32 protein-coding genes and 1 other RNA gene are annotated in these 23,925 nt (G+C 65.5%); 20 read left to right on the plus strand and 13 right to left on the minus strand.

Going from position 1 to position 23,925, the window contains the following annotated elements; translation table 11 throughout:
* On the minus strand, positions 1-1,263 hold a 1,263-nt coding region (locus tag GU927_RS02405), incomplete at its 3' end, for a pseudouridine synthase (protein ID WP_161760771.1).
* Between the two features lie 134 nt (positions 1,264-1,397).
* Between GU927_RS02405 and GU927_RS02410 the strand changes: the two genes are divergently transcribed.
* Positions 1,398-1,847: a nucleoside deaminase gene (locus GU927_RS02410; protein WP_161760772.1), complete on the plus strand. Its 450-nt coding sequence runs from the start codon at positions 1,398-1,400 to the stop codon at positions 1,845-1,847.
* Here GU927_RS02410 and GU927_RS02415 read toward each other — a convergent pair.
* Positions 1,844-2,536, minus strand: a complete 693-nt coding sequence (locus GU927_RS02415; RefSeq protein ID WP_161760773.1) for a metal-dependent hydrolase — start codon at positions 2,534-2,536, stop codon at positions 1,844-1,846. The two genes, GU927_RS02410 and GU927_RS02415, sit on opposite strands and share 4 nt — an antisense overlap.
* Before the next feature lie 171 nt (positions 2,537-2,707).
* Between GU927_RS02415 and gatC the strand changes: the two genes are divergently transcribed.
* The 7 genes from gatC to GU927_RS02450 all read left to right on the plus strand — a co-directional run bounded on the left by gatC (position 2,708) and on the right by GU927_RS02450 (position 7,495).
* A complete protein-coding gene (gene gatC, locus GU927_RS02420) occupies positions 2,708-2,995 on the plus strand; it encodes an Asp-tRNA(Asn)/Glu-tRNA(Gln) amidotransferase subunit GatC (RefSeq protein ID WP_161760774.1) in 288 nt (95 codons plus the stop codon).
* On the plus strand, positions 2,992-4,470 hold the full coding sequence (gatA, locus tag GU927_RS02425) for an Asp-tRNA(Asn)/Glu-tRNA(Gln) amidotransferase subunit GatA (RefSeq protein WP_161760775.1): 1,479 nt from the start codon (positions 2,992-2,994) through the stop codon (positions 4,468-4,470). The genes gatC and gatA overlap by 4 nt, the downstream gene beginning before the upstream one ends.
* Positions 4,471-4,499: 29 nt before the next feature.
* Positions 4,500-5,309 carry a hypothetical protein gene (locus tag GU927_RS02430; protein WP_232489103.1) on the plus strand — a complete coding sequence of 270 codons (810 nt, stop codon included), beginning with the start codon at positions 4,500-4,502 and terminating at the stop codon, positions 5,307-5,309.
* Positions 5,306-5,980, plus strand: a complete 675-nt coding sequence (locus GU927_RS02435; RefSeq protein WP_217765510.1) for an N-acetylmuramoyl-L-alanine amidase — start codon at positions 5,306-5,308, stop codon at positions 5,978-5,980. Before GU927_RS02430 ends, GU927_RS02435 begins: the two co-directional genes overlap by 4 nt.
* An 11-nt stretch (positions 5,981-5,991) precedes the next feature.
* An RNA gene (gene rnpB / locus GU927_RS02440) (RNase P RNA component class A) lies at positions 5,992-6,381 on the plus strand.
* A gap of 297 nt (positions 6,382-6,678) precedes the next feature.
* A complete protein-coding gene (gene rpmG, locus GU927_RS02445) occupies positions 6,679-6,846 on the plus strand; it encodes a 50S ribosomal protein L33 (RefSeq protein WP_023666545.1) in 168 nt (55 codons plus the stop codon).
* A 109-nt stretch (positions 6,847-6,955) separates the two neighbouring features.
* Positions 6,956-7,495: a GNAT family N-acetyltransferase gene (locus GU927_RS02450; RefSeq protein WP_161760776.1), complete on the plus strand. Its 540-nt coding sequence runs from the start codon at positions 6,956-6,958 to the stop codon at positions 7,493-7,495.
* On the opposite strand, the gene GU927_RS02455 is transcribed toward GU927_RS02450, so the two are convergent.
* The 3 genes from GU927_RS02455 to GU927_RS02465 all read right to left on the minus strand — a co-directional run bounded on the left by GU927_RS02455 (position 7,492) and on the right by GU927_RS02465 (position 9,218).
* A complete protein-coding gene (locus tag GU927_RS02455) occupies positions 7,492-7,812 on the minus strand; it encodes a hypothetical protein (protein ID WP_161760777.1) in 321 nt (106 codons plus the stop codon). The two genes, GU927_RS02450 and GU927_RS02455, sit on opposite strands and share 4 nt — an antisense overlap.
* 248 nt (positions 7,813-8,060) lie before the next feature.
* Positions 8,061-8,783, minus strand: a complete 723-nt coding sequence (locus tag GU927_RS02460) for a Bax inhibitor-1/YccA family protein (RefSeq protein WP_161760778.1) — start codon at positions 8,781-8,783, stop codon at positions 8,061-8,063.
* Between the two features lie 162 nt (positions 8,784-8,945).
* Entirely contained in the window at positions 8,946-9,218 is a 273-nt protein-coding gene (locus GU927_RS02465) for a DUF1127 domain-containing protein (protein ID WP_232489104.1), read from the minus strand.
* A 72-nt stretch (positions 9,219-9,290) separates the two neighbouring features.
* Between GU927_RS02465 and GU927_RS02470 the strand changes: the two genes are divergently transcribed.
* Entirely contained in the window at positions 9,291-10,142 is an 852-nt protein-coding gene (locus GU927_RS02470; RefSeq protein WP_161760780.1) for a LysR family transcriptional regulator, read from the plus strand.
* Here the strand turns inward: GU927_RS02470 and GU927_RS02475 are convergent.
* Positions 10,139-11,101, minus strand: coding sequence for an NADPH:quinone oxidoreductase family protein (locus GU927_RS02475; RefSeq protein ID WP_161760781.1), 963 nt, complete (start codon positions 11,099-11,101; stop codon positions 10,139-10,141). The two genes, GU927_RS02470 and GU927_RS02475, sit on opposite strands and share 4 nt — an antisense overlap.
* Before the next feature lie 343 nt (positions 11,102-11,444).
* Here GU927_RS02475 and GU927_RS02480 point away from each other — a divergent pair, with 343 nt between their 5' ends.
* The 5 genes from GU927_RS02480 to GU927_RS02500 all read left to right on the plus strand — a co-directional run bounded on the left by GU927_RS02480 (position 11,445) and on the right by GU927_RS02500 (position 17,425).
* Positions 11,445-11,807, plus strand: a complete 363-nt coding sequence (locus GU927_RS02480) for a helix-turn-helix domain-containing protein (RefSeq protein WP_161760782.1) — start codon at positions 11,445-11,447, stop codon at positions 11,805-11,807.
* Positions 11,808-11,917: 110 nt separating this feature from the next.
* Positions 11,918-12,718, plus strand: a complete 801-nt coding sequence (locus GU927_RS02485; protein WP_161760783.1) for an inositol monophosphatase family protein — start codon at positions 11,918-11,920, stop codon at positions 12,716-12,718.
* A 40-nt stretch (positions 12,719-12,758) separates the two neighbouring features.
* Positions 12,759-14,738: a DNA primase gene (gene dnaG / locus GU927_RS02490; RefSeq protein ID WP_161760784.1), complete on the plus strand. Its 1,980-nt coding sequence runs from the start codon at positions 12,759-12,761 to the stop codon at positions 14,736-14,738.
* Between the two features lie 132 nt (positions 14,739-14,870).
* Positions 14,871-16,865 carry an RNA polymerase sigma factor RpoD gene (gene rpoD / locus GU927_RS02495; protein WP_161760785.1) on the plus strand — a complete coding sequence of 665 codons (1,995 nt, stop codon included), beginning with the start codon at positions 14,871-14,873 and terminating at the stop codon, positions 16,863-16,865.
* 41 nt (positions 16,866-16,906) lie between these two features.
* Positions 16,907-17,425, plus strand: coding sequence for a hypothetical protein (locus tag GU927_RS02500; RefSeq protein WP_161760786.1), 519 nt, complete (start codon positions 16,907-16,909; stop codon positions 17,423-17,425).
* Between the two features lie 25 nt (positions 17,426-17,450).
* Here the strand turns inward: GU927_RS02500 and GU927_RS02505 are convergent, their stop codons facing one another.
* Positions 17,451-17,654 (minus strand): type II toxin-antitoxin system HicB family antitoxin, encoded by a 204-nt coding sequence (locus GU927_RS02505; protein ID WP_161760787.1) that lies wholly within the window; start codon positions 17,652-17,654, stop codon positions 17,451-17,453.
* A 1-nt stretch (position 17,655) separates the two neighbouring features.
* Positions 17,656-17,856: a type II toxin-antitoxin system HicA family toxin gene (locus tag GU927_RS02510; RefSeq protein ID WP_161760788.1), complete on the minus strand. Its 201-nt coding sequence runs from the start codon at positions 17,854-17,856 to the stop codon at positions 17,656-17,658.
* Between the two features lie 167 nt (positions 17,857-18,023).
* Between GU927_RS02510 and GU927_RS02515 the strand changes: the two genes are divergently transcribed.
* The 3 genes from GU927_RS02515 (at position 18,024) to ribD (ending at position 20,152) form a co-directional block, all read left to right on the plus strand.
* On the plus strand, positions 18,024-18,416 hold the full coding sequence (locus GU927_RS02515; protein WP_161760789.1) for a rhodanese-like domain-containing protein: 393 nt from the start codon (positions 18,024-18,026) through the stop codon (positions 18,414-18,416).
* A 186-nt stretch (positions 18,417-18,602) separates the two neighbouring features.
* Complete coding sequence (gene nrdR / locus GU927_RS02520; RefSeq protein WP_161760790.1) at positions 18,603-19,070, plus strand: transcriptional regulator NrdR; 468 nt, start codon at positions 18,603-18,605, stop codon at positions 19,068-19,070.
* Entirely contained in the window at positions 19,067-20,152 is a 1,086-nt protein-coding gene (ribD, locus tag GU927_RS02525; protein ID WP_332838482.1) for a bifunctional diaminohydroxyphosphoribosylaminopyrimidine deaminase/5-amino-6-(5-phosphoribosylamino)uracil reductase RibD, read from the plus strand. The genes nrdR and ribD overlap by 4 nt, the downstream gene beginning before the upstream one ends.
* 72 nt (positions 20,153-20,224) lie before the next feature.
* On the opposite strand, the gene GU927_RS02530 is transcribed toward ribD, so the two are convergent.
* Complete coding sequence (locus GU927_RS02530) at positions 20,225-20,653, minus strand: VOC family protein (protein WP_161760791.1); 429 nt, start codon at positions 20,651-20,653, stop codon at positions 20,225-20,227.
* A 101-nt stretch (positions 20,654-20,754) separates the two neighbouring features.
* Here GU927_RS02530 and GU927_RS02535 point away from each other — a divergent pair, with 101 nt between their 5' ends.
* Complete coding sequence (locus GU927_RS02535; RefSeq protein ID WP_161760792.1) at positions 20,755-21,534, plus strand: thymidylate synthase; 780 nt, start codon at positions 20,755-20,757, stop codon at positions 21,532-21,534.
* A gap of 13 nt (positions 21,535-21,547) precedes the next feature.
* Positions 21,548-22,021: a dihydrofolate reductase gene (locus GU927_RS02540; RefSeq protein ID WP_161760793.1), complete on the plus strand. Its 474-nt coding sequence runs from the start codon at positions 21,548-21,550 to the stop codon at positions 22,019-22,021.
* A gap of 10 nt (positions 22,022-22,031) precedes the next feature.
* Here the strand turns inward: GU927_RS02540 and GU927_RS02545 are convergent, their stop codons facing one another.
* Together GU927_RS02545 and GU927_RS02550 are read right to left on the minus strand one after the other, a co-directional pair.
* On the minus strand, positions 22,032-22,340 hold the full coding sequence (locus GU927_RS02545) for a hypothetical protein (protein ID WP_161760794.1): 309 nt from the start codon (positions 22,338-22,340) through the stop codon (positions 22,032-22,034).
* A gap of 20 nt (positions 22,341-22,360) precedes the next feature.
* A complete protein-coding gene (locus GU927_RS02550) occupies positions 22,361-22,594 on the minus strand; it encodes a ribbon-helix-helix protein, CopG family (protein ID WP_161760795.1) in 234 nt (77 codons plus the stop codon).
* Between the two features lie 262 nt (positions 22,595-22,856).
* Here GU927_RS02550 and GU927_RS02555 point away from each other — a divergent pair, with 262 nt between their 5' ends.
* A complete protein-coding gene (locus GU927_RS02555; protein ID WP_161760796.1) occupies positions 22,857-23,219 on the plus strand; it encodes a hypothetical protein in 363 nt (120 codons plus the stop codon).
* Between the two features lie 51 nt (positions 23,220-23,270).
* On the opposite strand, the gene GU927_RS02560 is transcribed toward GU927_RS02555, so the two are convergent.
* On the minus strand, positions 23,271-23,567 hold the full coding sequence (locus tag GU927_RS02560) for a HigA family addiction module antitoxin (protein ID WP_232489105.1): 297 nt from the start codon (positions 23,565-23,567) through the stop codon (positions 23,271-23,273).
* Positions 23,545-23,823: a type II toxin-antitoxin system RelE/ParE family toxin gene (locus GU927_RS02565; RefSeq protein WP_161760798.1), complete on the minus strand. Its 279-nt coding sequence runs from the start codon at positions 23,821-23,823 to the stop codon at positions 23,545-23,547. The genes GU927_RS02560 and GU927_RS02565 overlap by 23 nt, the downstream gene beginning before the upstream one ends.
* Positions 23,824-23,925: the final 102 nt, after the last annotated feature.

The following is a 23,925-nucleotide window of genomic DNA, read 5'->3' on the forward strand; positions in this document are numbered from 1 at the left end:
TGCGCCGCGCTCGTCACCCTCGCCGCGCGTGGAGCGGGTCGAGAAGGTCGCCCCCGCCTTCGGCGCGCGGGCGGGACGGGCGGAGTCCTCGCCCCTCGGGCTGCGCGCGGGCCTTGCGGCGCGCTCGTCACCCTCGCCGCGGGTGGAGCGGGTGGAGAAGGTCGCGCCCACCTTCGGCGCGCGGGCGGGGCGGGCGGAGTCCTCGCCCTTCGGGCTGCGCGCGGGCCTTGTGGCGCGCTCGTCGCCTTCGCTGCGGGCGGAACGGGTGGAGACGGTCGCCCCCGCCTTCGGCGCGCGGGCGGGGCGGGCGGTGTCCTCGCCCCTCGGGCTGCGCGCGGGCCTTGCGCCACGCTCGTCACCTTCGCCGCGCGTGGAACGGGTGGAGAAGGTCGCCCCCGCCTTCGGCGCGCGGATGCTCCGCGATGCCTCGTCGCGGCGCGGCGCGGGTTTGCCCTTGGGGGCGACGGCGTGCTCGTCCGATGCCTCGCCGGTCAGGCCAAGCTGGTCGCGCAGGACCTTGGGCCGCACTTCCTCGACCTCGCCGGGCTGCAACTCGTTCAGCCGGAAGGGGCCATAGCTGATGCGGATCAGCCGGTTCACCGTTAGCCCGATCGCCGCCATGGCGCGGCGGATCTCGCGGTTCTTCCCCTCGCGCAGGCCCACGGTCAGCCAGGCATTGGCCCCCTGCACTCGGTCCAGCACGACCTGCATCGGCTGGAACGTCTCGCCCTCGACCGTGATGCCCTTGCGCAGCGGGTCAAGGTCGGGATCGACCGGATTGCCCTTCACCCGCACGCGGTATTTCCGCAGCCAGCCGGTCGAAGGCAATTCCAGCCGCCGCTTCAGCTCGCCGTCATTGGTCAGGAGCAAAAGCCCTTCGGAATTCAGGTCAAGCCGCCCGATCGACATCACGCGCGGCATATCCTCGGGCAGGTGGTCAAAGACGGTGTCGCGGCCCTTTTCATCGGCGGCGGATGTGACCAGCCCCTCGGGCTTGTAGTAGAGCCACAGCCGCGCGGGTTCCGGCGCGGCCAGCGGCTTGCCATTGACCGTGATGCGGTCCTTGGGGCCGACATTCAGCGCGGGGCTGTCGATCACCTTGCCGTTCACCGCAACCTCGCCTGCCGCGATCATCCGCTCTGCCTCGCGGCGCGAGGCGACACCGGCGCGCGACAGCACCTTGGCAATGCGGTCACCTTCGGCCGCAGCGGCGGGCGCGGCCCCCGTCTTGGGCGGGCGGGTGGGCGGATGCGGTTTTTTCATGGGGATCCCCTGCGGCAAGCGTCGGTCCTAGACCAACCGCCGGGGGTTTTCCACCCCCGGACCCCCGGAGGATATTTGGGGACGGAAAATGGTGCAAGGTTGCGCCGACGGGCAAGGCAGGGCAGGAAAGGCGGATGGAGTTCCGGTCCCACATGGATATCGCGCTGGAAGAGGCGCGCGCCGCCGCCCTGCGGGGCGAGGTGCCGGTGGGTGCGGTGGTCGTGGCGCCTTCGGGCGCGGTGGTGGCGCGGGCGGGCAACCGCACGCGCGAGCTGAACGATCCCACCGCCCATGCCGAAATACTTGCCATCCGCGCCGCCTGTGCCGCGGCGGGGTCGGAGCGGCTGGCGGGACACGACCTGTACGTCACGCTGGAACCCTGTCCGATGTGCGCGGCGGCGATCTCGGCGGCGCGGATCGGGCGGCTCTACTATGGCGCGGCGGACCCCAAGAGCGGCGGCGTGGCCGTGGGCGCGCGGGTGTTCTCGCACCCCCAATGCCACCACGTGCCCGAGGTCTATGACGGCATCGCCGCGACCGAGGCCGGGGCGATGCTCAAGGACTTCTTCGCGGGCAGGCGTTAGAGCGGGACCGCCTCCATCACCTGCGGCTCGATCACCCGCACGCCGGGCAGGGCGTCGACCATCACCTTCGCATCCTGCGCCAGCGCGCCGAAGGTACGGTAATGGCAGGGGATCACGGTGCGGAAGTTGAAATACCGCTTCGCCGCCCATGCCGCGCGGGCCATGTCCATCGTGTAATGCCCGCCCGCGCAGAGGATGCCGATATCGGGCGCGTGCAATTCGCCCATCCACGCCATATCCGCCATGATGTCCGTATCGCCCGAGACATAGATCACGTGCCCCTCGCCCGCGATCATGAACCCCGCCTCCGACCCCGCCGCGACCGGCCCCGCCTCGCCCGTGATGGTCGAGGAATGGCAGGCGTTGACCATCGTCACCTGCGCCCCGCCAAGGTCCACCGTGCCGCCCTTGTTGAAGCCGATGGTCGAAATCCCCTCGCGCGCCCCGATCCACGAGACGAGGTCGTAGATCCCCACCAGCGGGATGCCCTTTTCCTTGCAGATGGCGGCGGCGTCGGCGGAATGGTCGCCATGCCCGTGGGTCAGAAGGACATGGGTCGCGCCCTCCACCGCCTCGGCCCGCCGGTCGGTGGGGAACATCGGGTTTCCGGTGAACCACGGATCGACCAGCAGCACCGCGCCCTCGATCCCGATCCGGAAGCCGGAATGGCCAAGCCAGATGATCTGCATCGTCAGTTCCTCCCCTCATGTCGCCTGCGACCGTCCTTGCCTGCGAAACTAGCGGGCAAAGCGCGCGGGGGAATGGCGCTTTGGCCGCTTCTGCCGGTTTTCCGTGGCGCGACAGGCTTGCGGGGCAAGGGGCGCGGGGCTAAACGGGCGGGGATCAGAACGGGGAAGCCCATGTCCATCGATATCGATACCGCGCGCCGTGTGGCGAAGCTGGCCCGCATCCGGGTCGAGGAGGCCGATCTTCCGGCCCTCGCCGGAGAGTTGTCGGGCATCCTGACCTTCATGGAACAGCTGAACGAAGTGAATGTCGACGGGGTGGAGCCCATGACCTCGGTCACGCCCATGCGTCTGAAACGCCGCAAGGACGTGGTGACGGACGGCAACATCCAGTCCGCCGTCCTGAAGAACGCGCCCGATGCGCGCGAGGGGTTCTTTGCCGTGCCGAAGGTGGTGGAATGAGCGCGAACACATGGACCATCGCCGCAGCCCGCGACGCGCTGCGCAAGGGCGAGATTTCGGCAACCGACCTGACCATGTCCTGCCTGACCGCGATCGACGCGGGCGACGCGCTGGGCGCCTTTGTCCACAAGACGCCGGAGATCGCGCTGGAACAGGCCCGCGCGGCGGATGCGCGGATCAAGGCGGGCGATGCGCCCGCCATGTGCGGCATCCCGCTGGGGATCAAGGACCTGTTCTGCACCAAGGGCGTGCCCTCGCAGGCGGCGTCGAACATCCTGCGCGGCTTCAGGCCGGAATATGAATCCACCGTCACGACCAAGCTCTTCGATGCGGGCGCGGTGATGCTGGGCAAGCTGAACATGGACGAATTCGCCATGGGGTCCAGCAACGAAACCTCCTGCTATGGCAACGCGGTCAACCCGTGGAAGGTGGACGGGCGCACCCTGACGCCGGGCGGGTCTTCCGGCGGCTCTGCCGCTGCCGTGGCCGCCGACCTGTGCCTTGCCGCGACCGGCACCGACACGGGCGGGTCGATCCGCCAGCCCGCCGCCTTCACCGGCATCGTGGGGATCAAGCCCACCTATGGCCGCGTGTCGCGCTGGGGCATCGTGGCCTTCGCCTCCAGCCTCGATCAGGCGGGGCCGATGACGAAATCCGTCCGCGACGCCGCGATCTTCCTGCAGGCCATGTCGGGCCACGACCCGAAGGACAGCACCTCTGCCGACCTGCCGGTGCCGGATTTCGAGGCCGCGCTGACCGGCGACATCCGCGGCAAGAAGATCGGCCTTCCGCGCGAATACCGCATGGACGGGATGCCGGCCGAGATCGAAAAGCTCTGGTCCGACGGCGCCGCGATGCTGAAGGATGCGGGGGCCGAGATCGTGGATATCTCGCTGCCGCACACGAAATACGCCCTTCCCGCCTATTACGTCATCGCGCCGGCAGAGGCATCGTCGAACCTCGCCCGCTATGACGGCGTCCGCTACGGCCACCGCGCCACGCTGTCCGCAGGCGACGGCATCACCGAGATGTATGAAAAGACCCGCGCCGAAGGTTTCGGCAAGGAAGTGCAGCGCCGCGTCATGATCGGCACCTATGTGCTGTCGGCAGGCTTCTACGACGCCTATTACAACCGCGCCCGCAAGGTGCGCGCGCTGATCAAGCGGGACTTCGAACAGGTCTTCGCCGCCGGAGTGGACGCGATCCTGACCCCCGCCACCCCTAGCGCGGCCTTCGGTCTGGGCGAGATGTCCAGCGCCGACCCGATCGAGATGTATCTCAACGACGTCTTCACCGTGACGGTGAACCTTGCGGGCCTTCCGGGCGTTGCCGTCCCCGTCGGGCTGGACAAGCAGGGGCTGCCGCTCGGGCTGCAACTGATCGGCCGCCCGTGGGAGGAAGGCGCATTGCTGAATCACGCTTATGTGCTGGAACGTGCGGCGGGCTTTGTGGCAAAGCCGCAGAAATGGTGGTAATGGCGCGGATCGGAATGGGACGGGGCGGAATGATGCGGCTTCCTGTGATCTGTGTGGTTCTGGGCGGACTTGCTGCCTGTTCGCAAAGCGTGCCGGAGTCCGGCGCGGGCGTCGGGTTTCAGGACTACAACAGCTATATGCGCGAACAGGCCGCCGCGGCCCCGCGTACCGCCACGCCGGTCGCGCCCTTCGGCACGGCCACGGCTGCCCCTGCGGGCGGCTTCTCGCCCGACCTTGCCGCCGCCGCGATCGACCGTGCCACGGGCACGGCCCCCTTGGCCGCGACCGATCCCTTTGCCAGCAACACCCCGCTGGTCACGACCGGCGCGCCGCTTTCGGCAATCTCGCCCGTGACCCAGCCCACCACCGTCGCCGCCTTCGACCCGAATGATCCGAACCGTCCGCGCGGCAACGCCCCGACGACGATCCAGGAACAGTCGGGTGAAATGGTGCACAGCGGCACCGGCATCTCGGACGAACAGGACTTCGCCGCCGTGGCCGAACGCGAGACGATCGAATCCGACGCCGAACGCATCGCACGCAACCGCGCGCAATATACCGTGATCCAGCCCACCGCCGTTCCCGAACGGACCGAGACGGGCCCGAACATCGTGCAATACGCGCTGTCCACGACCCACAATCCCGGCACGCAGATGTACAAGCGGTCCTCGCTGCGCTTTACCGACCCGATGGCGGTCTGCGCGCGCTATGGCTCGCCCGATCTGGCGCAGCAGGCCTTCCTCGCCGCCGGTGGCCCCGACCGTGACCGCAAGGGGCTGGACCCCGACGGCGACGGCTTCGCCTGCGACTGGGATCCGCGGCCCTTCCGCCTGCAGTGACGGCCTTCCCCTCGCCCAATTGCGGCGAAAGACGGGGGGGCGCCACGCCCGACCTTGTGGTGATCCACTACACCGCCATGGCCACCTTGGCCGAGGCGCGCGCCCGCCTCTGCGATCCCGCGCATGAGGTGTCGGCGCATTGGCTGATCTCGGAACGGGGCGGGGTGGAGCAGCTGGTCGATGAATCCCTGCGCGCCTGGCACGCCGGGGCGGGGCAGTGGGGCAGCGTGACCGATGTCAATTCCCGCTCCATCGGGATCGAGCTTGCCAATACCGGCGCGCAGCCCTTTTCCGAACCGCAGATGGCCGCGTTGGAGCGTCTGCTGGCGGGCATCCTGACGCGCTGGTCCATCCCGCCCGAACGGGTGATCGGCCATTCCGACATGGCCCCCGCCCGCAAATCTGACCCCGGCCCCCGCTTCGACTGGCGCCGCCTTGCGCGCGCGGGCCTGTCGGTCTGGCCCGATGACGCCGCCTCCGCCGACCCCGCCACCTTCCCCGCCCATGCCCGCGCCTTCGGCTATCCGCCCGCCGACGACGCCCTTCTCCTGCGCGCCTTCCGCCTGCGCTTCCGCCCGCATGCCGAAGGCCCGCCCGATGCCACCGATGCGGGCATGGCGGCGGCGCTCGCCGCCCGCTTCCCCGTTGACGCCCCGCCCGCAGGGGCGTAAGCCCACCCCGCGCGGATGGCCGGATGACCGCGGGGGGCGACCTTCGAGGAAAGTCCGGACTCCATGAAGCAAGGGTGCCGGGTAACGCCCGGCGGGGGCAACCCCAGGGAAAGCGCCACAGAGAAGAGTCTGCCCCGCTTGCGGGGTGATGGTGAAACGGTGGGGTAAGAGCCCACCGCGGACTTGGCAACAAGGACGGCACGGCAAGCCCCACCCGGAGCAATGCCGAATAGGGGCCTCGCGCGGAAAGGTCTGGCGATCGTCAGAGACCTCCGCAGGGACGCTTCAGCCCAGAGGCCCGGGTTGGCAGCTTGACCGCCGTGGCAACACGGACGGCAGAGGAATGGTCATCCAAGGGGGCAACCCCGGGACAGAATCCGGCTTACAGGCTATCCGCGCGTTCTTTTCGGTAACCGTCGCAAAAAAGGGGGCCAGCCCCCTCGCCGCCTGCGGCGGCTCACCCCCGGAGTATTTGGACCGAGATGAAGCAACCTGCCCTTTCACCTTGGCCCAAATACCCTTGGCGGAGCCAAGCGGCACATGCCGCGCAGGCGACCTGAAAGACTTGCGCCGCAAGGCGCGCAATTTGATGGCGGGCGGGCGGTTTGGCTGTTGACTCTGCCGCTTCCCCAAGTAAAAGGCGGGCTTCAAGAGATTTCGCGGGGGCCACACGTTTCCCCGTTGCAGGAGAGACGACTATGGCGAAGCCGACGACGATCAAGATCCGTCTGAACTCGACGGCGGGCACCGGGCACTTCTACGTGACCAAGAAGAACGCCCGCACCATGACCGAAAAGATGGTCGTGAAGAAGTACGACCCCGTCAAGCGCGAGCATGTGGAATACAAGGAAGGCAAGATCAAGTAAGATCGCCCTTCCATCCGGAATGCAGGGCCGTCCCGTGGGGCGGCCCTTTTCCTTTGGTCCTTGGCGCTTTTGCCCTTTCCTTCCGGTCCGCTTGCCCTAGTTTCCGGCGATGGACCACACACTCACCCTAAGGCGCGCGCGGATCTCGGATCTGGATGCGGTCGACGCCCTGCTCGGGCGCAGCTATCCGCGCCTTCTGCGGCCGGATTACCCGCCCTCGGTCATGGTGATGGCCCTTCCCCTCATCGTGCGGGCCCGGCCCGACCTGCTGGCATCTGGCCGCTATTTTCTGGCCGAGTGCGAGGATGGCACCGTCATCGGCGGCGGCGGGTGGAGCGCGGCCTCGCCCGTGGGCGGGGACGAGCAGCCCTCGGTCGGGCATGTGCGGCATGTGGCAGTCGATCCCGCCCATGTCCGCCACGGCGTCGGGCGCGCAGTGATGGGAGAGATCATCGTCGACACCCTGCGCCACGGCATCCGCTGGCTGGACTGCCTGTCCACCCGCACCGCGGTGCCATTCTACGAATCGCTCGGTTTCCGCGTCCTGCACGAGATGGACGTGAACCTGCGCCCCGGCATCGTCTTTCCGGCCGTCCGCATGATGCGCCAGATCGCGCCCGACGCGCCGCCCTCGCCCCACACGGCCTAGTGGCGCGTGGCCGCGCGGCCCTGATCGTCGCGTTCGAAGTTGAAGACCGCCACCGCCGAGTAATGGTCCATCTTGAACAGCAGGCTGTGGCGCAGGTCGTTGATGAAATCGCATTTCTCGCGGATGAAATGCTGCAGGTCGGCATTGTTGTCGAACTTCGCCGTGATCGACACATTGCCGTCCTTGCACATCAGCACGGTCATGGAATGCAGGTCATATTCCGCGATGCAGCCCGCCAGCTGTTCCGAGATATAGGCCGCCGCGATTTTCGCGTCGGTGATATTGGCGAATTTCAGGTTGAAGACCTTGACGAACATCACGCCCCCGCGACGGTCGGAACCGGTGCGCGAAGGGACACGCCGACCCGTCCGGCGCGGGCATCGCGCGCGGCATCCTCGGGGCGGTCCTGAGGGTGACCTGTGGCAGGGCAGGTCATCGTCTTCTCCGTTCCGGTGCAGTTTCCTTACTCGTCTTAACGGCACCGCCGCCTGCAGTTTTATAGGCCCAAGGAAAAGGGCCGGTCCTTTCGGACCGGCCCCGCGGAAGCGTCACGATCAGGCCCCGATCACTCGCGGTTACCGAGGAACTGGAGCAGGAACATGAACATGTTGATGAAGTCGAGATACAGGCGCAGCGCCCCCATGATCGCCGACTTGCCCAGCCAGTCCTGATCGCCGTACTGGGCGTGCTGGATGTACTCGTTCTTGATCGACTGCGTGTCATAGGCGGTCAGACCCGCAAAGATCAGCACGCCGATGACCGAGATCGCAAAGGCAACCGCCGACGAGGCGAGGAAGATGTTGACCAGCGATGCGACGATCAGTCCGATCAGACCCATCATCAGGAAGGTACCCATCCCCGACAGGTCCTTCTTCGTCGTGTAGCCGTACAGCGACAGCGACGCGAAGGCGATGGCGGTGACAAGGAAGGTCTGCGCGATCGACACGCCGGTGTAGGCGGCAAAGATGAAGCTGATCGAAAGCCCCATCAGCGCGGCATAGACATAGAAGAACAGCTGCGCCGCGGCATAGGACAGCTTGTTGATCATCGCGCTGAAGGCAAAGACCATGATCAGCGGCGCGAACATCACCACCCATTTCAGCGGGGTGCCGAAGATGGCCGAAACCATCGCCTCGTTCGTGCCGACGGCCCAGGCCACGCCGCCGGTCAGCAGCATGCCCACGGACATCAGCCCGTAAACCTTGTTCATATGGGCGCGCAGCCCTGCGTCGATCTGGGCGGTCCGGGCGCCTGCGCCGACCGAACGGATCGTCTGATATTCAGCCATGTGAAGCCTCCGATGTTGCGTGCCGCTGCGGGTTGGCGCCCCCACAGACGGGATGCCGTCAATATCGGGACGTCTTGATCTGTTTTCAAGAAGCCGAAGGCCAAAGGATTCACGGAAAATGTCTGATTTTTCCGTGCGCCGCCGGGTTTTGCCCGCCCGTCGTCACAGCCGCCACGACGGCGGCACGTCCCAGACCGGACGCGCAGCCTCGGCGCGGGCCCTGTCTTGGGTCAGGCCCACGTCGCGCAGCAGGTGCGCGTCCAGCCGCGCCAGCGCCTGCCGCGAGCGGCGGTTTGCAGCCAGCGCCGCCAGAAGGCGCAGCGGCGACAGGCGGAGGGCAAGGGGAAGGTGACGGGCGATACGGGCAAGGGCGAGGGTCATGGCGGGCTCCGTTTCATGTGTCTGGATGATGGAAATGCCGGATTGCATCAGCATGCTTGAAATATGCGCCCACCTGTGGCATTTGGGAAATGAATGATTGTTCTGTCGATCATCAGGAGAATTGATGTGGCGCGCACTCTGGATCTGGTGGCCCTGCGGTCCTTCGTGGCGGTGGTCGATGCGGGCGGGGTGACCCGTGCGGCGGGGCTGCTGAACCTGACGCAATCGGCCGTCTCCATGCAGCTCAAGCGTCTGGAAGAGGGCCTGAATCTCGGCCTTTTCGCCCGTGCCGCGCGCAAGCTGACCCTGACGCCCGAGGGCGAGCAGCTTCTGGGTTTTGCCCGCCGGATGCTGGCCCTGAACGACGAGGCCCTCTCGCGCCTGACCTCGTCCGGATTCGAGGGCGAAATCCGGCTCGGTGTGCCGCATGACATCGTCTATCCCGCGATCCCCGGCATCCTGAAGCGGCTATCGGCGCAGTTTCCCCGCGTGCGGATCAACCTCGTCTCCTCCTTCACCCTCCTGCTGAAAGACGCATTCCAGCGGGGCGAACTGGACCTGATCCTGACGACCGAGGATGCGGCGGGGCAGGGGGCCGAGGAACTGGCGGCCCGCCCGCTGGTCTGGGTCGGCGCCGAAGAGGGGATGGTCTGGCAAAAGCGCCCCCTGCGGCTGGGCTTCAAGGACACCTGCATCTTCCGCCGCCGCGCGGTCACCGCGCTGGATGCGGCGGGAATTCCGTGGGAAATGGCCGTGGATGGCGAAAGCGAGCAGGCGATCGAGGCGACGGTGGCCGCCGATCTGGCCATCTCGGCCCGCCTGACCAACGCCATGCCCCCCGGCCTGCACCCGATCGACGTCAAGGGCGTCCTTCCCGATCTGGGGTCGCAGACCATCTGCCTCTATGCGGCCCCCACCCTGCGGGGTGATGCGGCGGACCTGCTCTGTCAGGAAATCCGCAACGCCTATTGCTGCTAGGCGGTCTCGATCACCACCTTGCCCGTCGCCGCCCGCGACCGCAGCAGCTCCAGCCCCTCGGGCAGCCGCTCCAGCGGCAAACGGTGCGAGATATGGGGACGCAGTCCCCCCTCGTCATACCAGCGCATCAGCGTGGCAAGGCTGTCGCGCAGGACCTGCGGCGCAAAGGCCAGATAGCCGCCCCACCAGAAGCCGATCACGGTGATGTTCTTGACCAGCAGGATGTTCGCCGGCACCTGCGGCACGGTCCCCGAGGCAAAGCCGATGGCAAGGATGCGCCCGTCCGGCCGCGTGGCGCGCAGCGCCGCGTCAAAGGCATCGCCACCCACCGGATCATAGACCACATCCACGCCCCCCAGCGCCTTCAGCGCGCCCTTCAGGTCGGGGTGGTCGCTGTCGATCACCTCGTCCGCCCCGGCCGCCCGCGCGATCTGCAGCTTCTCTGCCCCGCGCGCACAGGCGATCACCCGCGCCCCCATCCGCTTGCCGATCTCCACCGCCGTCAGCCCGACGCCCCCCGCCGCACCCAGCACCAGCAGCGTCTCGCCCTTTTGCAGCCGCGCCTTGTACTCCAGCGCCAGATGCGAGGTGCCATAGGCGATCTGGAACCCCGCCGCCTCGGCCAGCGTCATGCTGTCGGGAATGGGGATCAGGCTGTCCACGGGAAAGCACCCCCGCTCGGCCAGACCGCCATGCCCCGCATAGATCGCCACCCGCGTCCCCGCCGCCGGTCCCGCCGTATCGGGCCCAAGATCCGCCACCGTTCCCGCCAGCTCCAGTCCCGGCACAAAGGGCAGCGCGGGCCTGTCCTGATATTTGCCTTCGGCCATCAGCAGATCGGCGAAGTTCAACCCGCAGGCTGCAATATCCACCCGCGCCTCGCCCCGGGCGGGATCGCGGTCGGGCAGGGTGACAAGACGGGCAGGGTGGCCAAGGGTGTCGATCTGCCAGCCGCGCATGTGGTTAACCTTCTTCCTGAGCGTGTCCTGTCGCAATCCAGCTTGCCACTAAGGGGGCGTCAAGCCCGTAATTATTTGCGAAATGCGAACATCGTGCCCCGTCCTTTGCATTTTGCGATGCGTTTTGCAAAACACCTCATGCGCGAATCTTTTATCCACACAGACCGTTCAGGCTGTCCTACCGATTCAGACAGGGTCTTGTTGACCGGTTGTATAACCCGACCTGTCCAAAAAGACAGGTTTTTACCGGACATTCCAGTTTTTTCCGGAAAATTGACCGCCTCGCCGTTTTGGCACGAAATATGCTTATTGATACGCAGGGGACGATGTCTAGGAGAAGATTATGAAGCACCCGGTTGACGCCCATGTCGGAAAGCGCATCCGTCATCGGCGCTGGATGGTTGGGATGACCCAGCAGCAACTGGCCGACAAGGTCGGCATCAAGTTCCAGCAGATCCAGAAATACGAAACCGGCATGAACCGCGTCTCGGCCTCGCGTCTTTGGGACATTGCGGATGCCCTCGGCGTGACCATCGGCTTCTTCTTCGAAGGGCTGGATGACAGCCGCGAGAATGCCGCCGCCGCCGAAGGCGATTTCATGGCCGACAAAGAGGCGCTGGAACTCGTCCGCTCCTACTACGCCATCCCCGAGGCGCAGCGCCGCCGCCTCTTCGATCTGGCCCGCGTCCTGTCCGACGCGGCCTGAGGCCCCGAGGTTCGATGGCCTGACGGACGCCTCCACCGTCAGGCTTGACCCTGTCCCCCCGTGCGGATAGCGCGGGGGGACATTGCTTTTCATGGCTTGGGGGCGCTGGCATGGCACGGGTTTCGCAACAGGACGCAGCCGATATCATCGCGACCGCCCACGAACTGGCCGATGCCGCGCGCGAGGCGACGCTCCTGCATTTCCGCCGCACCGACCTGACCGCCGACACGAAGGAGGCCGAACGCTTCGACCCCGTCACCGTGGCCGACCGCCTGTCCGAGGAACGCATGCGCGCCATCCTCGCCCGCCGCCGCCCGCAGGACGGCATCCTGGGCGAGGAATTCGGAACCACCGAAGGAACCAGCGGTCTGACATGGGTGCTCGACCCGATCGACGGCACGCGTGGCTATCTGTCGGGCACGCCCACATGGGGCGTCCTGATCTCGGTCCGCGATGCGACGGGCCCCGTCTATGGCCTGATCGACCAGCCCTATATCCGCGAACGCTTCGAAGGCGGGCTTGGCCGGGCCGAGGTGAACGGTCCGTCGGGCCGCAGCCCCCTGCGCTGCCGCCCGCCCCGCGCCCTGTCCGAAGCCATCCTCTTCTCCACCTTCCCCGAGGTGGGCACACAGGCCGAGGGCGACGCCTTCCGCCGCGTTGTCCCCAATGTCCGCCTGACCCGCTATGGCACCGACTGCTACGGCTATGCCCTGATCGCCGCCGGCATGATCGACCTTGTGATCGAGGCGGGCTTGCAGGCCTATGACGTGCAGGCCCCCATCGCCGTGATCGAGGCCGCGGGCGGCATCATGACCGACTGGCAGGGCAACCCCTGCCATGACGGCGGGCAGGTGCTGGCCGCCGCCAACCGCGACATCCATGCGGCGGCGCTGGCACTCCTGAAGGGCTGAACCGCTTTACACCCGCCCCCGCCCGCCCGATATAGGGGGCATGTCCCTGCCGCCCGGATTCATCGACGAACTCCGCACCCGCGTGTCCCTCAGCCAGGTGGTGGGCCGCAAGGTCACATGGGACATGCGCAAGTCGAACATGGCCAAGGGCGACTGGTGGGCGCCCTGTCCCTTCCATCAGGAAAAGTCCGCCTCCTTCCACGTCGATGACCGCAAGGGGTTCTACTACTGCTTCGGCTGCCACGCCAAAGGCGACGCCGTCACCTTCGTCAAGGAAAACGACAACGTCTCCTTCATGGAGGCGGTCGAAATCCTTGCGCGCGAGGCAGGCATGCAGATGCCCGCCCGCGACCCCAAAGCGGCGGAAAAGGCCGACCGCCGCACCCAGCTTGCACAAGTGATGGAAGAGGCGGTCAAGTGGTTCCGCCTGCAACTGAAAACCTCTGCCGCCGCCGAGGCGCGCGCCTATCTGGACAAGCGCCGCATGTCCCCCGCCGCGCAGGACCGCTGGGAAATCGGCTTCGCGCCGGACGGGTGGCATGGCTTGTTCAATGCCATGACCCAAAAAGGCATCGCTCCTGAACTTCTTGTTGATGCGGGACTTTGCGCCAAGCCGGATGATGCAAAGCGGGGGCCGTATGATCGGTTTCGCAATCGCATAATCTTCCCGATACGTGATGCTCGGGGAAAAGCAATTAGCCTTGGCGGGCGTGCCATGTCTGCCAATGATCCGGCCAAATACCTCAACGGCCCCGAAACCGACCTCTTCGACAAGGGCCGCAACCTCTATAACCAGGGGCCCGCGCGAGAGGCGGCGGGAAAAGGCCAGCCGCTTATCGTGGCCGAAGGCTACATGGACGTCATCGCGCTGTCCGAGGCGGGCTTCACCGCCACCGTCGCCCCCTTGGGCACCGCCGTGACCGAAGACCAGCTCCGCCTGCTCTGGCGCATCCATGACGAACCCGTCATCGCACTGGACGGCGACACCGCCGGTTTCCGCGCCGCGCTGCGCGTCATCGACCTCGCCCTTCCCCTGCTCGAGGCCGGCAAGGGCCTGCGCTTTGCCATCCTTCCCCAAGGGCTGGACCCCGACGACCTGATCAAGGCGCAAGGCGCCCCCGCGATGAAGGCCGTGCTCGACGCCGCCCAGCCCATGGTCAACCTGCTCTGGCGGCGCGAAACCGAAGGCAAGGTCTTCGACAGCCCCGAACGCAAGGCCGCGCTCGACAAGACCCTCCGCGCCGCGCTGAAAAAGATCGCCGACCCCTCGATCCGCGCCCATTACGGCGAGGATATCAAGCGTCTGCGCCTCGACCTCTTCGGCCAGAACGCGCGCCCGTTCCGCGAATACACTCCCCGCGCGCAGGGGGGCGCAGGGGGCAAGGCAGGGGGCCGCTTCCCCTTCCAGCCCGTCGCGCCCATGCCCTCGACGCGCTCTTCCCTGCTCGCCTCCTCCACCGCGCCGGTCGAGGAACTGCTGCGCGAGGCGGTGATCCTTGCCACCCTCGTCATCCACCCCCGCCTGATCCACCGCTTCGAAACCGCTCTTGAATCCCTCGACTGCACGGGCGAAGGCCACGGCCTGATCCGCGACCTGCTGCTCGCCCATGCCGACGCCCCCGATCCCCGCGCCGAAATCGCCGCCGCCGCCCCCGCTCCGCTTGACGCGATCCTCTCCCATCCCCATGTCCGCAACACGCCCGCGATCCTTGACCCGTCCGACGGTGAAAAGGCCGAATTCGCTTTGGCGCAGGATTTCTTCATCCTGCAGGCCGAACGCGGCCGCCGGCGCGAGATCGAAGAGGCCGCGCAGGATATCGAAGGCGTGGTGGACGAAGGGCTGACATGGCGCATCGCCAAGGCGAACGAGGCGCGCGCCGAGGCCCATCGCGGCCCGCAGGACAAGACGGGCGAGGCCGTGATCAGCCCCAACGGCGTCGCGCTCGACAAGGAGGAACTGGAAGAGGCGCGCAAGGTCTACGACTCCATCCGCTTCGAACGGCCCAACCGCCGCAACTGACCCCGCCAAACCGCCCTTTGCGGGCCGGTCCCAGAAAGAATCACCGCTCGCACCCTTTTACCTGACGTGATTCGCGTTATTGATTCGATGCACGGCGACTCGATTCGCCCGCCCCGCCCCCGAGGAGCACACATGGCACTCAAAGACACCGACGACGCGAAGCCCGAAGAGCAAGAGGCCGATGTCTCGCTCGACATGAGCCAGGCCGCCGTAAAGAAGATGATCGCCGACGCGCGCGAGCGTGGCTACATCACCTACGAACAGCTCAACACGGTGCTGCCGCCCGATCAGGTGTCCTCGGAACAGATCGAGGATGTGATGTCGATGCTCTCGGAAATGGGCATCAACGTGATCGAGGACGAAGAGGCGGAAGAGGGCGAAAGCGCGGGCGAACTGGTGGAAGCCTCCACCTCGCGCGAAGTGGCGCTGGTAGGCGCGACCTCGGAAACGCTCGACCGCACCGACGACCCCGTGCGGATGTACCTGCGCGAGATGGGCTCGGTCGAACTCCTGTCGCGCGAGGGCGAGATCGCCATCGCCAAGCGGATCGAGGCAGGCCGCAACACCATGATCGCGGGCCTGTGCGAAAGCCCGCTGACCTTTCAGGCCATCACCATCTGGCGCGACGAACTTCTGAACGAAGACATCCTCCTGCGCGACGTGATCGACCTCGAAGCCACCTTCGGCCGATCGCTTGACGGCGATGACGAGATGGACGGTCCGGTTCTGGACGATGTCGACGTCTCCTCCGCCGCCCCCCGCCGCGCGGGCGGTGGCGCGTCGGAACCCGAACTCGACGCCGACGGCAACCCCATCATGCGGGCCGAGGAAGAGGACGAGGATGACGAAGCCTCGAACATGTCGCTTGCCGCCATGGAAGCGGCGCTGAAGCCGAAGGTCCTCGAAACCCTCGACATCATCGCGCGCGACTATGTCAAACTGGCCGAGATGCAGGACCGCCGCATGTCGGCCACCCTGTCCGAAACCACGACCTATTCCGCCGCCGACGAGGCCGCCTATCAAAAGCTGCGCTCGGAAATCGTGACGCTCGTCAACGCGCTCCATCTGCACAACAACCGGATCGAGGCGCTGATCGACCAGCTTTACGGCATCAACAAGCGCATCATGTCGATCAATTCCGGCATGGTGAAACTGGCCGACGCCGCCCGCATCAACCGCCGCGAATTCATCGACGAATATCAGGGCTACGAGCTTGACCCCACATGGCTGGACCGCATGGCCGCCAAGGCGGGTCGCGGCTGGCAGGCGCTGATGGAAAAGTCGCGCGACAAGGTCGAGGAACTCCGCGCCGAGATGGCGCAGGTCGGCCAATATATCGGCGTCGACATTTCCGAATTCCGCCGCATCGTCAATCAGGTGCAAAAGGGCGAGAAAGAGGCGCGGCAGGCCAAGAAGGAAATGGTCGAGGCCAACCTCCGCCTCGTCATCTCCATCGCCAAGAAATACACCAACCGCGGGCTGCAATTCCTCGACCTGATCCAGGAAGGCAATATCGGCCTGATGAAGGCGGTCGATAAATTCGAATACCGCCGCGGCTACAAATTCTCGACCTACGCCACATGGTGGATCCGTCAGGCCATCACCCGCTCGATCGCGGATCAGGCCCGCACGATCCGTATCCCCGTGCACATGATCGAGACGATCAACAAACTGGTCCGCACCGGCCGCCAGATGCTGCACGAGATCGGCCGCGAACCCACGCCCGAGGAACTGGCCGAAAAACTCCAGATGCCGCTGGAAAAGGTCCGCAAGGTGATGAAGATCGCCAAGGAACCGATCTCTCTCGAAACCCCCATCGGGGACGAAGAGGACAGCCAGCTCGGCGATTTCATCGAAGACAAGAACGCCATCCTGCCGCTGGATTCGGCCATTCAGGAAAACCTGAAGGAAACCACGACGCGCGTTCTGGCCTCCCTCACCCCGCGCGAGGAGCGGGTGCTGCGGATGCGCTTCGGCATCGGGATGAACACCGACCACACGCTGGAAGAGGTCGGCCAGCAGTTCAGCGTCACGCGGGAACGCATCCGCCAGATCGAGGCGAAGGCGCTGCGCAAGCTGAAGCATCCGAGCCGGAGCCGGAAGTTGCGGAGTTTCCTGGATCAGTGATTAAGGGCGCCCTGCGGGGCGCTTTTTTCGTAGGGTGCCACATGAAGCAGGAAGCCGAGAATACAAGCTATTCGGACGCATTGAACTTGAAGGCGGCAATTGAAGAGCTTTTGGGGGCCGATGAGTGGTATCGGTTAAAGGACACCCGATCTGTTGCTAAGTGGAAGGCGTCGTTTCTTCGGGTAATGAATTCGTCAGAGGTAGCTATCCGCGCTACAATAAAAATTACGGATTGCGATCAACTAGAAAGCTTACGGTCAATAATTGATCAGGGGCGACATGATGTTCGTAAATCCGCATCATTGATTGATGCATTTTCTGCCTTTTCGGCAACTTTCCTAAGACTTAGCTTTCAGCAACTCGGACACATGCCTAACCGAAAGGGTCGTCGCACCTCGACACGCGCTATTCCGGCACATTGGAAACTGGATACCTATCGCAGCGTCCAATATGTTCAGTCTGACATGCAGGCTCTGTGGGTAGAGTATCGAAAAGACGAAAGAGATATTTCGGAGAAAGCTTCCGACCCGAAATTTCGAAAGCTACATAGGACTGGTTAGCAGGATTTTGGCGCTTGCCTACCCCTCAAACCTCCACCCACCCCACCACACTCTCCGGCACCGCCAGCGGCCCATCCTTCCCCATCCCTTCCAGATGGAACGGGATCGCCTCGGCCAGTTCAGCCTTCACAGCCTCGACCGTCTCGCCCGCCGCTACACAGCCGGGCAAATCCGGCACATAGCCTGAATACCCGTCCCCCGCCTTTTCGATCACCACGGCATAACGCATCTCAGTGCCCCTTCAGCCCAGCTTGCTTCAAGATAGAATTGAACGTCCCGGGTGCCAAGTCATCGCTGTCCTTTCCCGCCACCGTAACCCGCCCTGCTTTGACCGGATGCGCGAATTGCCGATGGCTGCCCCGCGTCGCAACCAGAACCCAGCCATCCTCGGCCAACATTCGCAGCACGTGGCGTATCTTGACGACGGGCATGGCGGGCTCCGGCAAGGGTCAAGCCATGAACGCCCCTTATCGTTAAGAAACTCTGAACACCCCCGTTCAACCTCTCCCGATTGCCAACCCGCCCCCACCCCTGCTTTACTTCCCCCATTCCCCGTGCCCTCGCGTCCCCGTGCCAAACCCCACCACGGAGTCCCCCGATGCCCGCCACCGTCAAGGATATGCTCGCCGCCGCCAATGCGGCCGTCGAAAAGGTCGACCACGCCACCGCACAGGACCTCATCGCGCAGGGCGCGCTGCTCCTCGACGTGCGCGACGCGCCCGAACTTGAAACCTCGGGCAAGATCCCCGGCGCGCTCCACGTCTCGCGCGGGATGCTGGAATTCCGCGCCGATCCTGCCTCGCCCTATCACAACCCCGCCTTCGACCCCGCGCGCCCGATCCTCGTCTATTGCGCGAGCGGAGGCCGCTCGGCCCTCTCGGGCAAGACTCTGAAGGATATGGGCTACCCCCGCGTCTACAACATCGGCGGCTTCAAGGACTGGGTCGAGGCGGGCGGTCCCGTCGACCATCCCGTCGACAGCGGCATGTGATCCGGCCCCGCCTGCCAAAGGTATGCCTGAGTCTCCGCCGCCACACCCCGCGCGCCCTGCATCTGGGGCCGTCAACTTCCCCCTAGGCGAAACCTCGCCCCCGCCCCTATAGTTTGCGTATCGGACCGGGGGGCAACACTCCGGCATGAGGCAGGCGTAAACATCCAACAAGCAAGGAGGGGGCCCATGCGCTGCCCGTTCTGCGGCAATATCGACACCCAGGTAAAGGACTCGCGTCCGGCAGAGGATCACGTCTCGATCCGCCGCAGGCGCTTTTGCCCGGCCTGTGGCGGCCGCTTCACGACCTACGAGCGCGTCCAGTTGCGCGACCTCGTCGTCATCAAATCCTCCGGCAAGCGCGAGGATTTCGACCGCTCGAAACTGGAACGCTCCATCCGCATCGCGATGCAGAAACGTCCCATCGACCCCGAACGCATCGACCAGATGATCTCGGGCATCGTGCGGCGTCTGGAAAGCCTTGGCGAAACCGACATATCGTCCAAGGTCATCGGCGAGATCGTGATGGAATCCCTCGCTCGGATCGACACGGTCGCCTATGTGCGCTTCGCATCGGTCTACAAGAACTTCCAGGCCGCCGACGATTTCGACAAATTCGTCAGCGAACTGCGCCCCGGCGCAACCCCGGACGAGTGACCGACGACGCCCATATGTCCCACGCCCTCGCGCTGGCCGCGCGGGGGCTTGGCCGCACATGGCCCAATCCGGCGGTGGGTTGCGTGCTGGTCAAGGACGGCCGCATCGTCGGGCGCGGCTGGACGCAACCGGGCGGGCGGCCCCATGCCGAACGCATGGCGCTGGATCAGGCAGGGCCGCTGGCCGCCGGTGCCACCGCCTATGTCACGCTGGAACCCTGCGCCCATCACGGCAAGACCCCCCCCTGCGCCGAGGCGCTGGTCGCCGCCGGCATCGCCCGCGTGGTGACAGCCCAGACCGACCCCGACCCGCGCGTCGCGGGCCGCGGCCACGCCATGCTGCGCGCGGCGGGCATCGCCGTGACCGAAGGCATCCTCGAACCCCGCGCCCGCGCGCTGCAGGCGGGCTTCCTCAAACGCGTCACGCAGGGACTGCCCTTCGTCACGCTGAAACTCGCGGCCACGCTGGACGGCCGCATCGCCACCCGCACGGGCGAAAGCCGCTGGATCACCGGCCCCGAGGCGCGCCGCCGCGTGCACCTCATGCGGCTGACCCATGACGCGGTCCTCACCTCCTCGGCCACCGCTCTGACGGACGACCCCGACCTGACCGCCCGCGACATGGGCGCGACCCACCAGCCGCTCCGCATCCTGGCTGACGCCCGCCTGCGCGTGCCCGCCACCGCGCGCCTCGGCCAGACCGCAACACGTCACCCCGTCTGGCTCCTCCACGGCCCCGACGCCCCCGCCGAGGCCCGCGCCGCATGGTCCATGACCGGCGCCCGCCTCATCACCGCCCCCGCCCACGGCCCGCAGCTCGATCTGACCGGAACCTTCCGCCTCCTCGCCGCCGAAGGCCTGACCCGCATCCTGATCGAAGCCGGCGGCGCGCTCGCCGCCGCCCTGATCCGCGCGGGCCTCGTGGACGAACTCGCCCTCTTTCAGGCGGGCTGCCTGATCGGCGCCGAAGGCACGCCCGTTCTCGGCCCCCTCGACCTCACCGCACTCAAGGATGCCCCGCGCCCGACCCTGGTCGAGGCCACGACCTGCGGCCCCGACACCCTCACGCGCTGGGCCTTTTGACCGCCCCGGGTCTTCTCTGTCCAAATATCCTCAGGGGGGTCCGGGGGCAGAATGCCCCCGGCTCCGCCATCCTCACCAATGCCCCGTGCTGGGCATCGACTTCCACGGCTCCACCGGCACCAGCGCGCCGCCCTTCTGCAGCAACTCGATCGAGATGTTGTCGGGGCTCCGCACGAAAGCCATCCGCCCGTCGCGCGGCGGGCGGTTGATCACCACGCCATTCGCCTGCAGATGCGCGCAGGTGGCGTGGATGTCGTCCACCTCATAGGCCAGATGCCCGAAATGGCGGCTGTCGCTCGGCAGCCCGTCATCGCCATCCCAGTTATAGGTCAGCTCCACCGGGCACTCGGGCTGCCCGGGAGGCGCCATGAACACCAGCGTGAACCGCCCCCCCTCGTTGTCATAGCGCCGCGTCTCCTCCAGCCCCAGCAGCCGGTAGAAGGCAATCGACTTCTCCAGATCCAGAACCCTCACCATCGTGTGCAGATACCTGATGCCCATCGCATCCTCCTTTTTCCTGCCCCCACAGTACACAGCCCGTCGCCCCCGACGCCACCGCAAGATATAGTGGTGGCGCGACTCATTCACCCCAAAGCAGGCACATGCAGCAATATCACGACGCGCTCCGCACCGTCCTGACCCAGGGCATCCCCTCGACCGACCGCACGGGCACCGGCACGATCAGCCATTTCGGCCTGCAAGCCCGCTATCCCCTTGCCGACGGCTTCCCGCTGGTGACGACCAAGAAGCTGCATGTCAAATCCATCATCCACGAACTCCTGTGGTTCCTGAAGGGCGACACCAACATCGCCTATCTCAAGGAAAACGGGGTCAGCATCTGGGACGAATGGGCCGACGGAAACGGCGACCTCGGCCCCGTCTATGGCCGCCAGTGGCGCGATTTCGGGGGCGTGGACCAGATCGAAACGCTGATCGACATGATCCGCCGCAGCCCCGACTCGCGCCGCCTGATCGTGTCCGCCTGGAACCCGCCGGATGTGCCGCAGATGGCGCTGCCCCCCTGCCATACGATGTGGCAGGTCCGCATTCTCGGCGGCAAGCTGCACCTGCAACTCTACCAGCGCAGCGCCGACATGTTCCTCGGCGTGCCCTTCAACATCGCCTCCTACGCGCTGCTCCTCGTCATGCTGGCCCATGTCACGGGCTATGAGCCGGGGGATTTCATCCACTCCATCGGCGACGCGCATATCTATTCCAACCACATGGAACAGGTGGCAACCCAACTGGCCCGCAACCCGCGCCCGCTGCCGACACTCCGCATCACGCGCGAGGTGACGTCGATCTTCGACTTCCGGTTCGAGGATTTCGAGATCACGGGCTACGACCCGCACCCCGCCATCAAGGCGCCGGTGGCCGTATGAAGGGGGCCGTCCGATGCTGACCCTGATCGTCGCGCGCGCCCGCAACGGGGCCATCGGCAAGGGCAACACCATCCCATGGCACGCGCCCGAAGACCTCGCCGCCTTCCAGCGCGAAACGACGGGCGGCGCCGTCATCATGGGGCGGCGCACATGGGAAAGCCTGCCGTTCAAGCCATTGAAGAACCGTCTGAACATCGTCGTGTCGCGGGATGCATCGGTGTGGGAGACGGTGGCGCCGTCGCCAGAGGCCGCAGTCGCGATGGCGGCAGGGGCCGGCTATGCACGCATCTACGGGATCGGCGGTCAGGCGATCTATGACGCGCTGCTGCCCTTGGCCCATCGCCTGCTGGTGACCGAGGTGGATGTGGAGGTGGAGGGGGCGGATGCCTTCTTCCCCGCGTTTGACGAGGGGGCATGGCGGGTGATCTGGGAGCGCCGGTTGAGGGAGAGCGGGCCGGGCTGCGTGGTGCGGGAGTGGGTGAGGTAGGGTAATCCACTCACTCGTCTTTGTCCGTGCGCTGTGCGCTTGTCCAAATTGCACCTGCGGCGAAGCCTACCAAAGTTGTCAGAATCTGCCTTGACCAGTCCCTGGTCGTTTCGTCTGTCGACAGCGCAAGCGACAACATCGAAGCGAGCAATACGGCGGCGATCGTGAGGACGCTAAGCCAGAGAATTATTCTAGCTTTGTGCCACCTGAACATAACTTTGTATCTGCCATCAAGGCGCTCAAGCTCGCCGTCTCCGTAGATCGGCGCTCTCGACGCTTCTTGCTCAATGTCAACCTGTTCAACTTCGACTGGCTTCACTTGAGCGCCTCTTGTAATCGTTAAAAGTTCACGAATGAACGCTCGCGCCGACGTTCAGGCGTTTCCTGCCAAGCGCCAACGTTCATTCCTTCTTCGCGTGCGTCCCTAGCCGCGGAAAGCAGTTCGATAGCAAGACGAAACACATCTGCCTTGGTCCGACCTGTTTCTTTTGCGATGTTTTCGATTTCGTCCGCCAAGCGTTTGGACACGTCTACTGTGAACCGAAAACGAGCATTCTCGGCTGCGTTGCTCATGGCTTTCCTCTCTTAAACTCCCAAACATGTTAGACCTGACATTCTGGCCTCAGGCGACCGCGCTGGCTTGCGGTCTTTGGGGGGAGCTAGGCAAGGCTCCCGAGGAAGTAGATAGCGTGTCCGGTGTAAAATAGCAATGGCGATTACTGACGGGAGGCGGAAAAAATACAGAAAAAACGCTTGACCAAAAGTCTTGTGACCGCCTATTTTGTGGGTTGGGAGGAGCATTTGTACATGCGCACGCTACCTATAGGGGGGTAACATGAAGGCGACTGTTCTCTCGTCCGTGGATGGATGCGGAGGTTCAAGGCTATACACGCTCTCAGACGAGGCCGCGTTGACGATGAGTTCGCTTGGTGAAGTTGACCAAGAAGAAATTCGAGACGGCTTCATACGCTTCTATGGAAAGTTCATGCGTCTCTTGGTGCAAATGGCAATGATGCCGTTTTCGCCCTTGGAGATGAACCTCCGCCTCATTCCATTGGCCCAAGAAAACGTAATCGTTGATGTTGGTAACCATGTTCTTGTGTGTGAAATTGACCTGTCGGGTGACGCTCCACATGTAACAATCCGTCGAATAAAGAGTAGAGGGTTGCTTGCCCACTATACGTCTCAGGCACTCTGACAAAGGCTTGATCCGATGCATGAGCGCGAGCGTTTGGCCGTCATCACTAACTTATTGTGCCGGACTAATCATACCCACCCCCCGCCGCGCCGCCACCGCCAACTCCCACCGCATCTGCAAGCCCATCCAGAACTCCGCCGACGTGCCAAAGGCCGCCGCCAGCCGCAGCGCGGTGTCGCCCGTGATGTTGCGCCGTCCCGCGACGATTTCGGACACGCGGTTGGCGGGCACGCCGATATGCCGCGCCAGCGCCGCCGCGCTGAGGCCCTTGGGGGCAAGGAATTCCTCGGCCAGCACCTCGCCGGGGTGGACGGGGTCCAGCGCGTCAGTGGTAGTCGGTGAGTTCAACGTCTGAAGCATTCCCATCCCTCCAGCGGAAGCAGAGCCGCCATTGATCATTGACGCGGATGGACCATTGGCCCGCCCGGTCGCCGCGCAGCGCCTCCAGCCGGTTGCCGGGCGGGGCGCGCAGGTCTTCGACCCGGATCGCCGCATCCAGCATCGCGAGCTTCCTCAATGCCACCCGCTCCACACCGTGGAACCGCGCCACCCGTTCCAGCCGGAAAAGCCGCTCCGTGTCCCGATCCGCAAAGCCGAGAATCATACGTTGTACGTATCCCATACTGACTGCTACCTGTCCATCCACCCTCCCATCCCTTGGTTAACAACCCCTTTCCCCCACCGCCCCCCGCGCTACCTGTGCCCC

The organism is Paragemmobacter amnigenus (assembly GCF_009908265.2).
In the GTDB taxonomy this organism is placed as follows: domain Bacteria; phylum Pseudomonadota; class Alphaproteobacteria; order Rhodobacterales; family Rhodobacteraceae; genus Paragemmobacter; species Paragemmobacter amnigenus.

What these genes read in the sequence shown, in the direction of transcription:
- GU927_RS02410 (WP_161760772.1), top strand. Translation starts at nt 1,398, where the DNA reads ATGGAGTTCCGGTCCCACATGGATATCGCGCTGGAAGAGGCGCGCGCC.
- GU927_RS02415 (WP_161760773.1), bottom strand. Translation starts at nt 2,536, where the DNA reads ATGCAGATCATCTGGCTTGGCCATTCCGGCTTCCGGATCGGGATCGAG.
- gatC (WP_161760774.1), top strand. Translation starts at nt 2,708, where the DNA reads ATGTCCATCGATATCGATACCGCGCGCCGTGTGGCGAAGCTGGCCCGC.
- gatA (WP_161760775.1), top strand. Translation starts at nt 2,992, where the DNA reads ATGAGCGCGAACACATGGACCATCGCCGCAGCCCGCGACGCGCTGCGC.
- GU927_RS02430 (WP_232489103.1), top strand. Translation starts at nt 4,500, where the DNA reads ATGATGCGGCTTCCTGTGATCTGTGTGGTTCTGGGCGGACTTGCTGCC.
- rpmG (WP_023666545.1), top strand. Translation starts at nt 6,679, where the DNA reads ATGGCGAAGCCGACGACGATCAAGATCCGTCTGAACTCGACGGCGGGC.
- GU927_RS02450 (WP_161760776.1), top strand. Translation starts at nt 6,956, where the DNA reads ATGGACCACACACTCACCCTAAGGCGCGCGCGGATCTCGGATCTGGAT.
- GU927_RS02455 (WP_161760777.1), bottom strand. Translation starts at nt 7,812, where the DNA reads ATGTTCGTCAAGGTCTTCAACCTGAAATTCGCCAATATCACCGACGCG.
- GU927_RS02460 (WP_161760778.1), bottom strand. Translation starts at nt 8,783, where the DNA reads ATGGCTGAATATCAGACGATCCGTTCGGTCGGCGCAGGCGCCCGGACC.
- GU927_RS02465 (WP_232489104.1), bottom strand. Translation starts at nt 9,218, where the DNA reads ATGCTGATGCAATCCGGCATTTCCATCATCCAGACACATGAAACGGAG.
- GU927_RS02475 (WP_161760781.1), bottom strand. Translation starts at nt 11,101, where the DNA reads ATGCGCGGCTGGCAGATCGACACCCTTGGCCACCCTGCCCGTCTTGTC.
- GU927_RS02480 (WP_161760782.1), top strand. Translation starts at nt 11,445, where the DNA reads ATGAAGCACCCGGTTGACGCCCATGTCGGAAAGCGCATCCGTCATCGG.
- GU927_RS02485 (WP_161760783.1), top strand. Translation starts at nt 11,918, where the DNA reads ATGGCACGGGTTTCGCAACAGGACGCAGCCGATATCATCGCGACCGCC.
- dnaG (WP_161760784.1), top strand. Translation starts at nt 12,759, where the DNA reads ATGTCCCTGCCGCCCGGATTCATCGACGAACTCCGCACCCGCGTGTCC.
- rpoD (WP_161760785.1), top strand. Translation starts at nt 14,871, where the DNA reads ATGGCACTCAAAGACACCGACGACGCGAAGCCCGAAGAGCAAGAGGCC.
- GU927_RS02500 (WP_161760786.1), top strand. Translation starts at nt 16,907, where the DNA reads ATGAAGCAGGAAGCCGAGAATACAAGCTATTCGGACGCATTGAACTTG.
- GU927_RS02505 (WP_161760787.1), bottom strand. Translation starts at nt 17,654, where the DNA reads ATGCGTTATGCCGTGGTGATCGAAAAGGCGGGGGACGGGTATTCAGGC.
- GU927_RS02510 (WP_161760788.1), bottom strand. Translation starts at nt 17,856, where the DNA reads ATGCCCGTCGTCAAGATACGCCACGTGCTGCGAATGTTGGCCGAGGAT.
- GU927_RS02515 (WP_161760789.1), top strand. Translation starts at nt 18,024, where the DNA reads ATGCCCGCCACCGTCAAGGATATGCTCGCCGCCGCCAATGCGGCCGTC.
- nrdR (WP_161760790.1), top strand. Translation starts at nt 18,603, where the DNA reads ATGCGCTGCCCGTTCTGCGGCAATATCGACACCCAGGTAAAGGACTCG.
- GU927_RS02530 (WP_161760791.1), bottom strand. Translation starts at nt 20,653, where the DNA reads ATGGGCATCAGGTATCTGCACACGATGGTGAGGGTTCTGGATCTGGAG.
- GU927_RS02535 (WP_161760792.1), top strand. Translation starts at nt 20,755, where the DNA reads ATGCAGCAATATCACGACGCGCTCCGCACCGTCCTGACCCAGGGCATC.
- GU927_RS02540 (WP_161760793.1), top strand. Translation starts at nt 21,548, where the DNA reads ATGCTGACCCTGATCGTCGCGCGCGCCCGCAACGGGGCCATCGGCAAG.
- GU927_RS02550 (WP_161760795.1), bottom strand. Translation starts at nt 22,594, where the DNA reads ATGAGCAACGCAGCCGAGAATGCTCGTTTTCGGTTCACAGTAGACGTG.
- GU927_RS02555 (WP_161760796.1), top strand. Translation starts at nt 22,857, where the DNA reads ATGAAGGCGACTGTTCTCTCGTCCGTGGATGGATGCGGAGGTTCAAGG.
- GU927_RS02565 (WP_161760798.1), bottom strand. Translation starts at nt 23,823, where the DNA reads ATGATTCTCGGCTTTGCGGATCGGGACACGGAGCGGCTTTTCCGGCTG.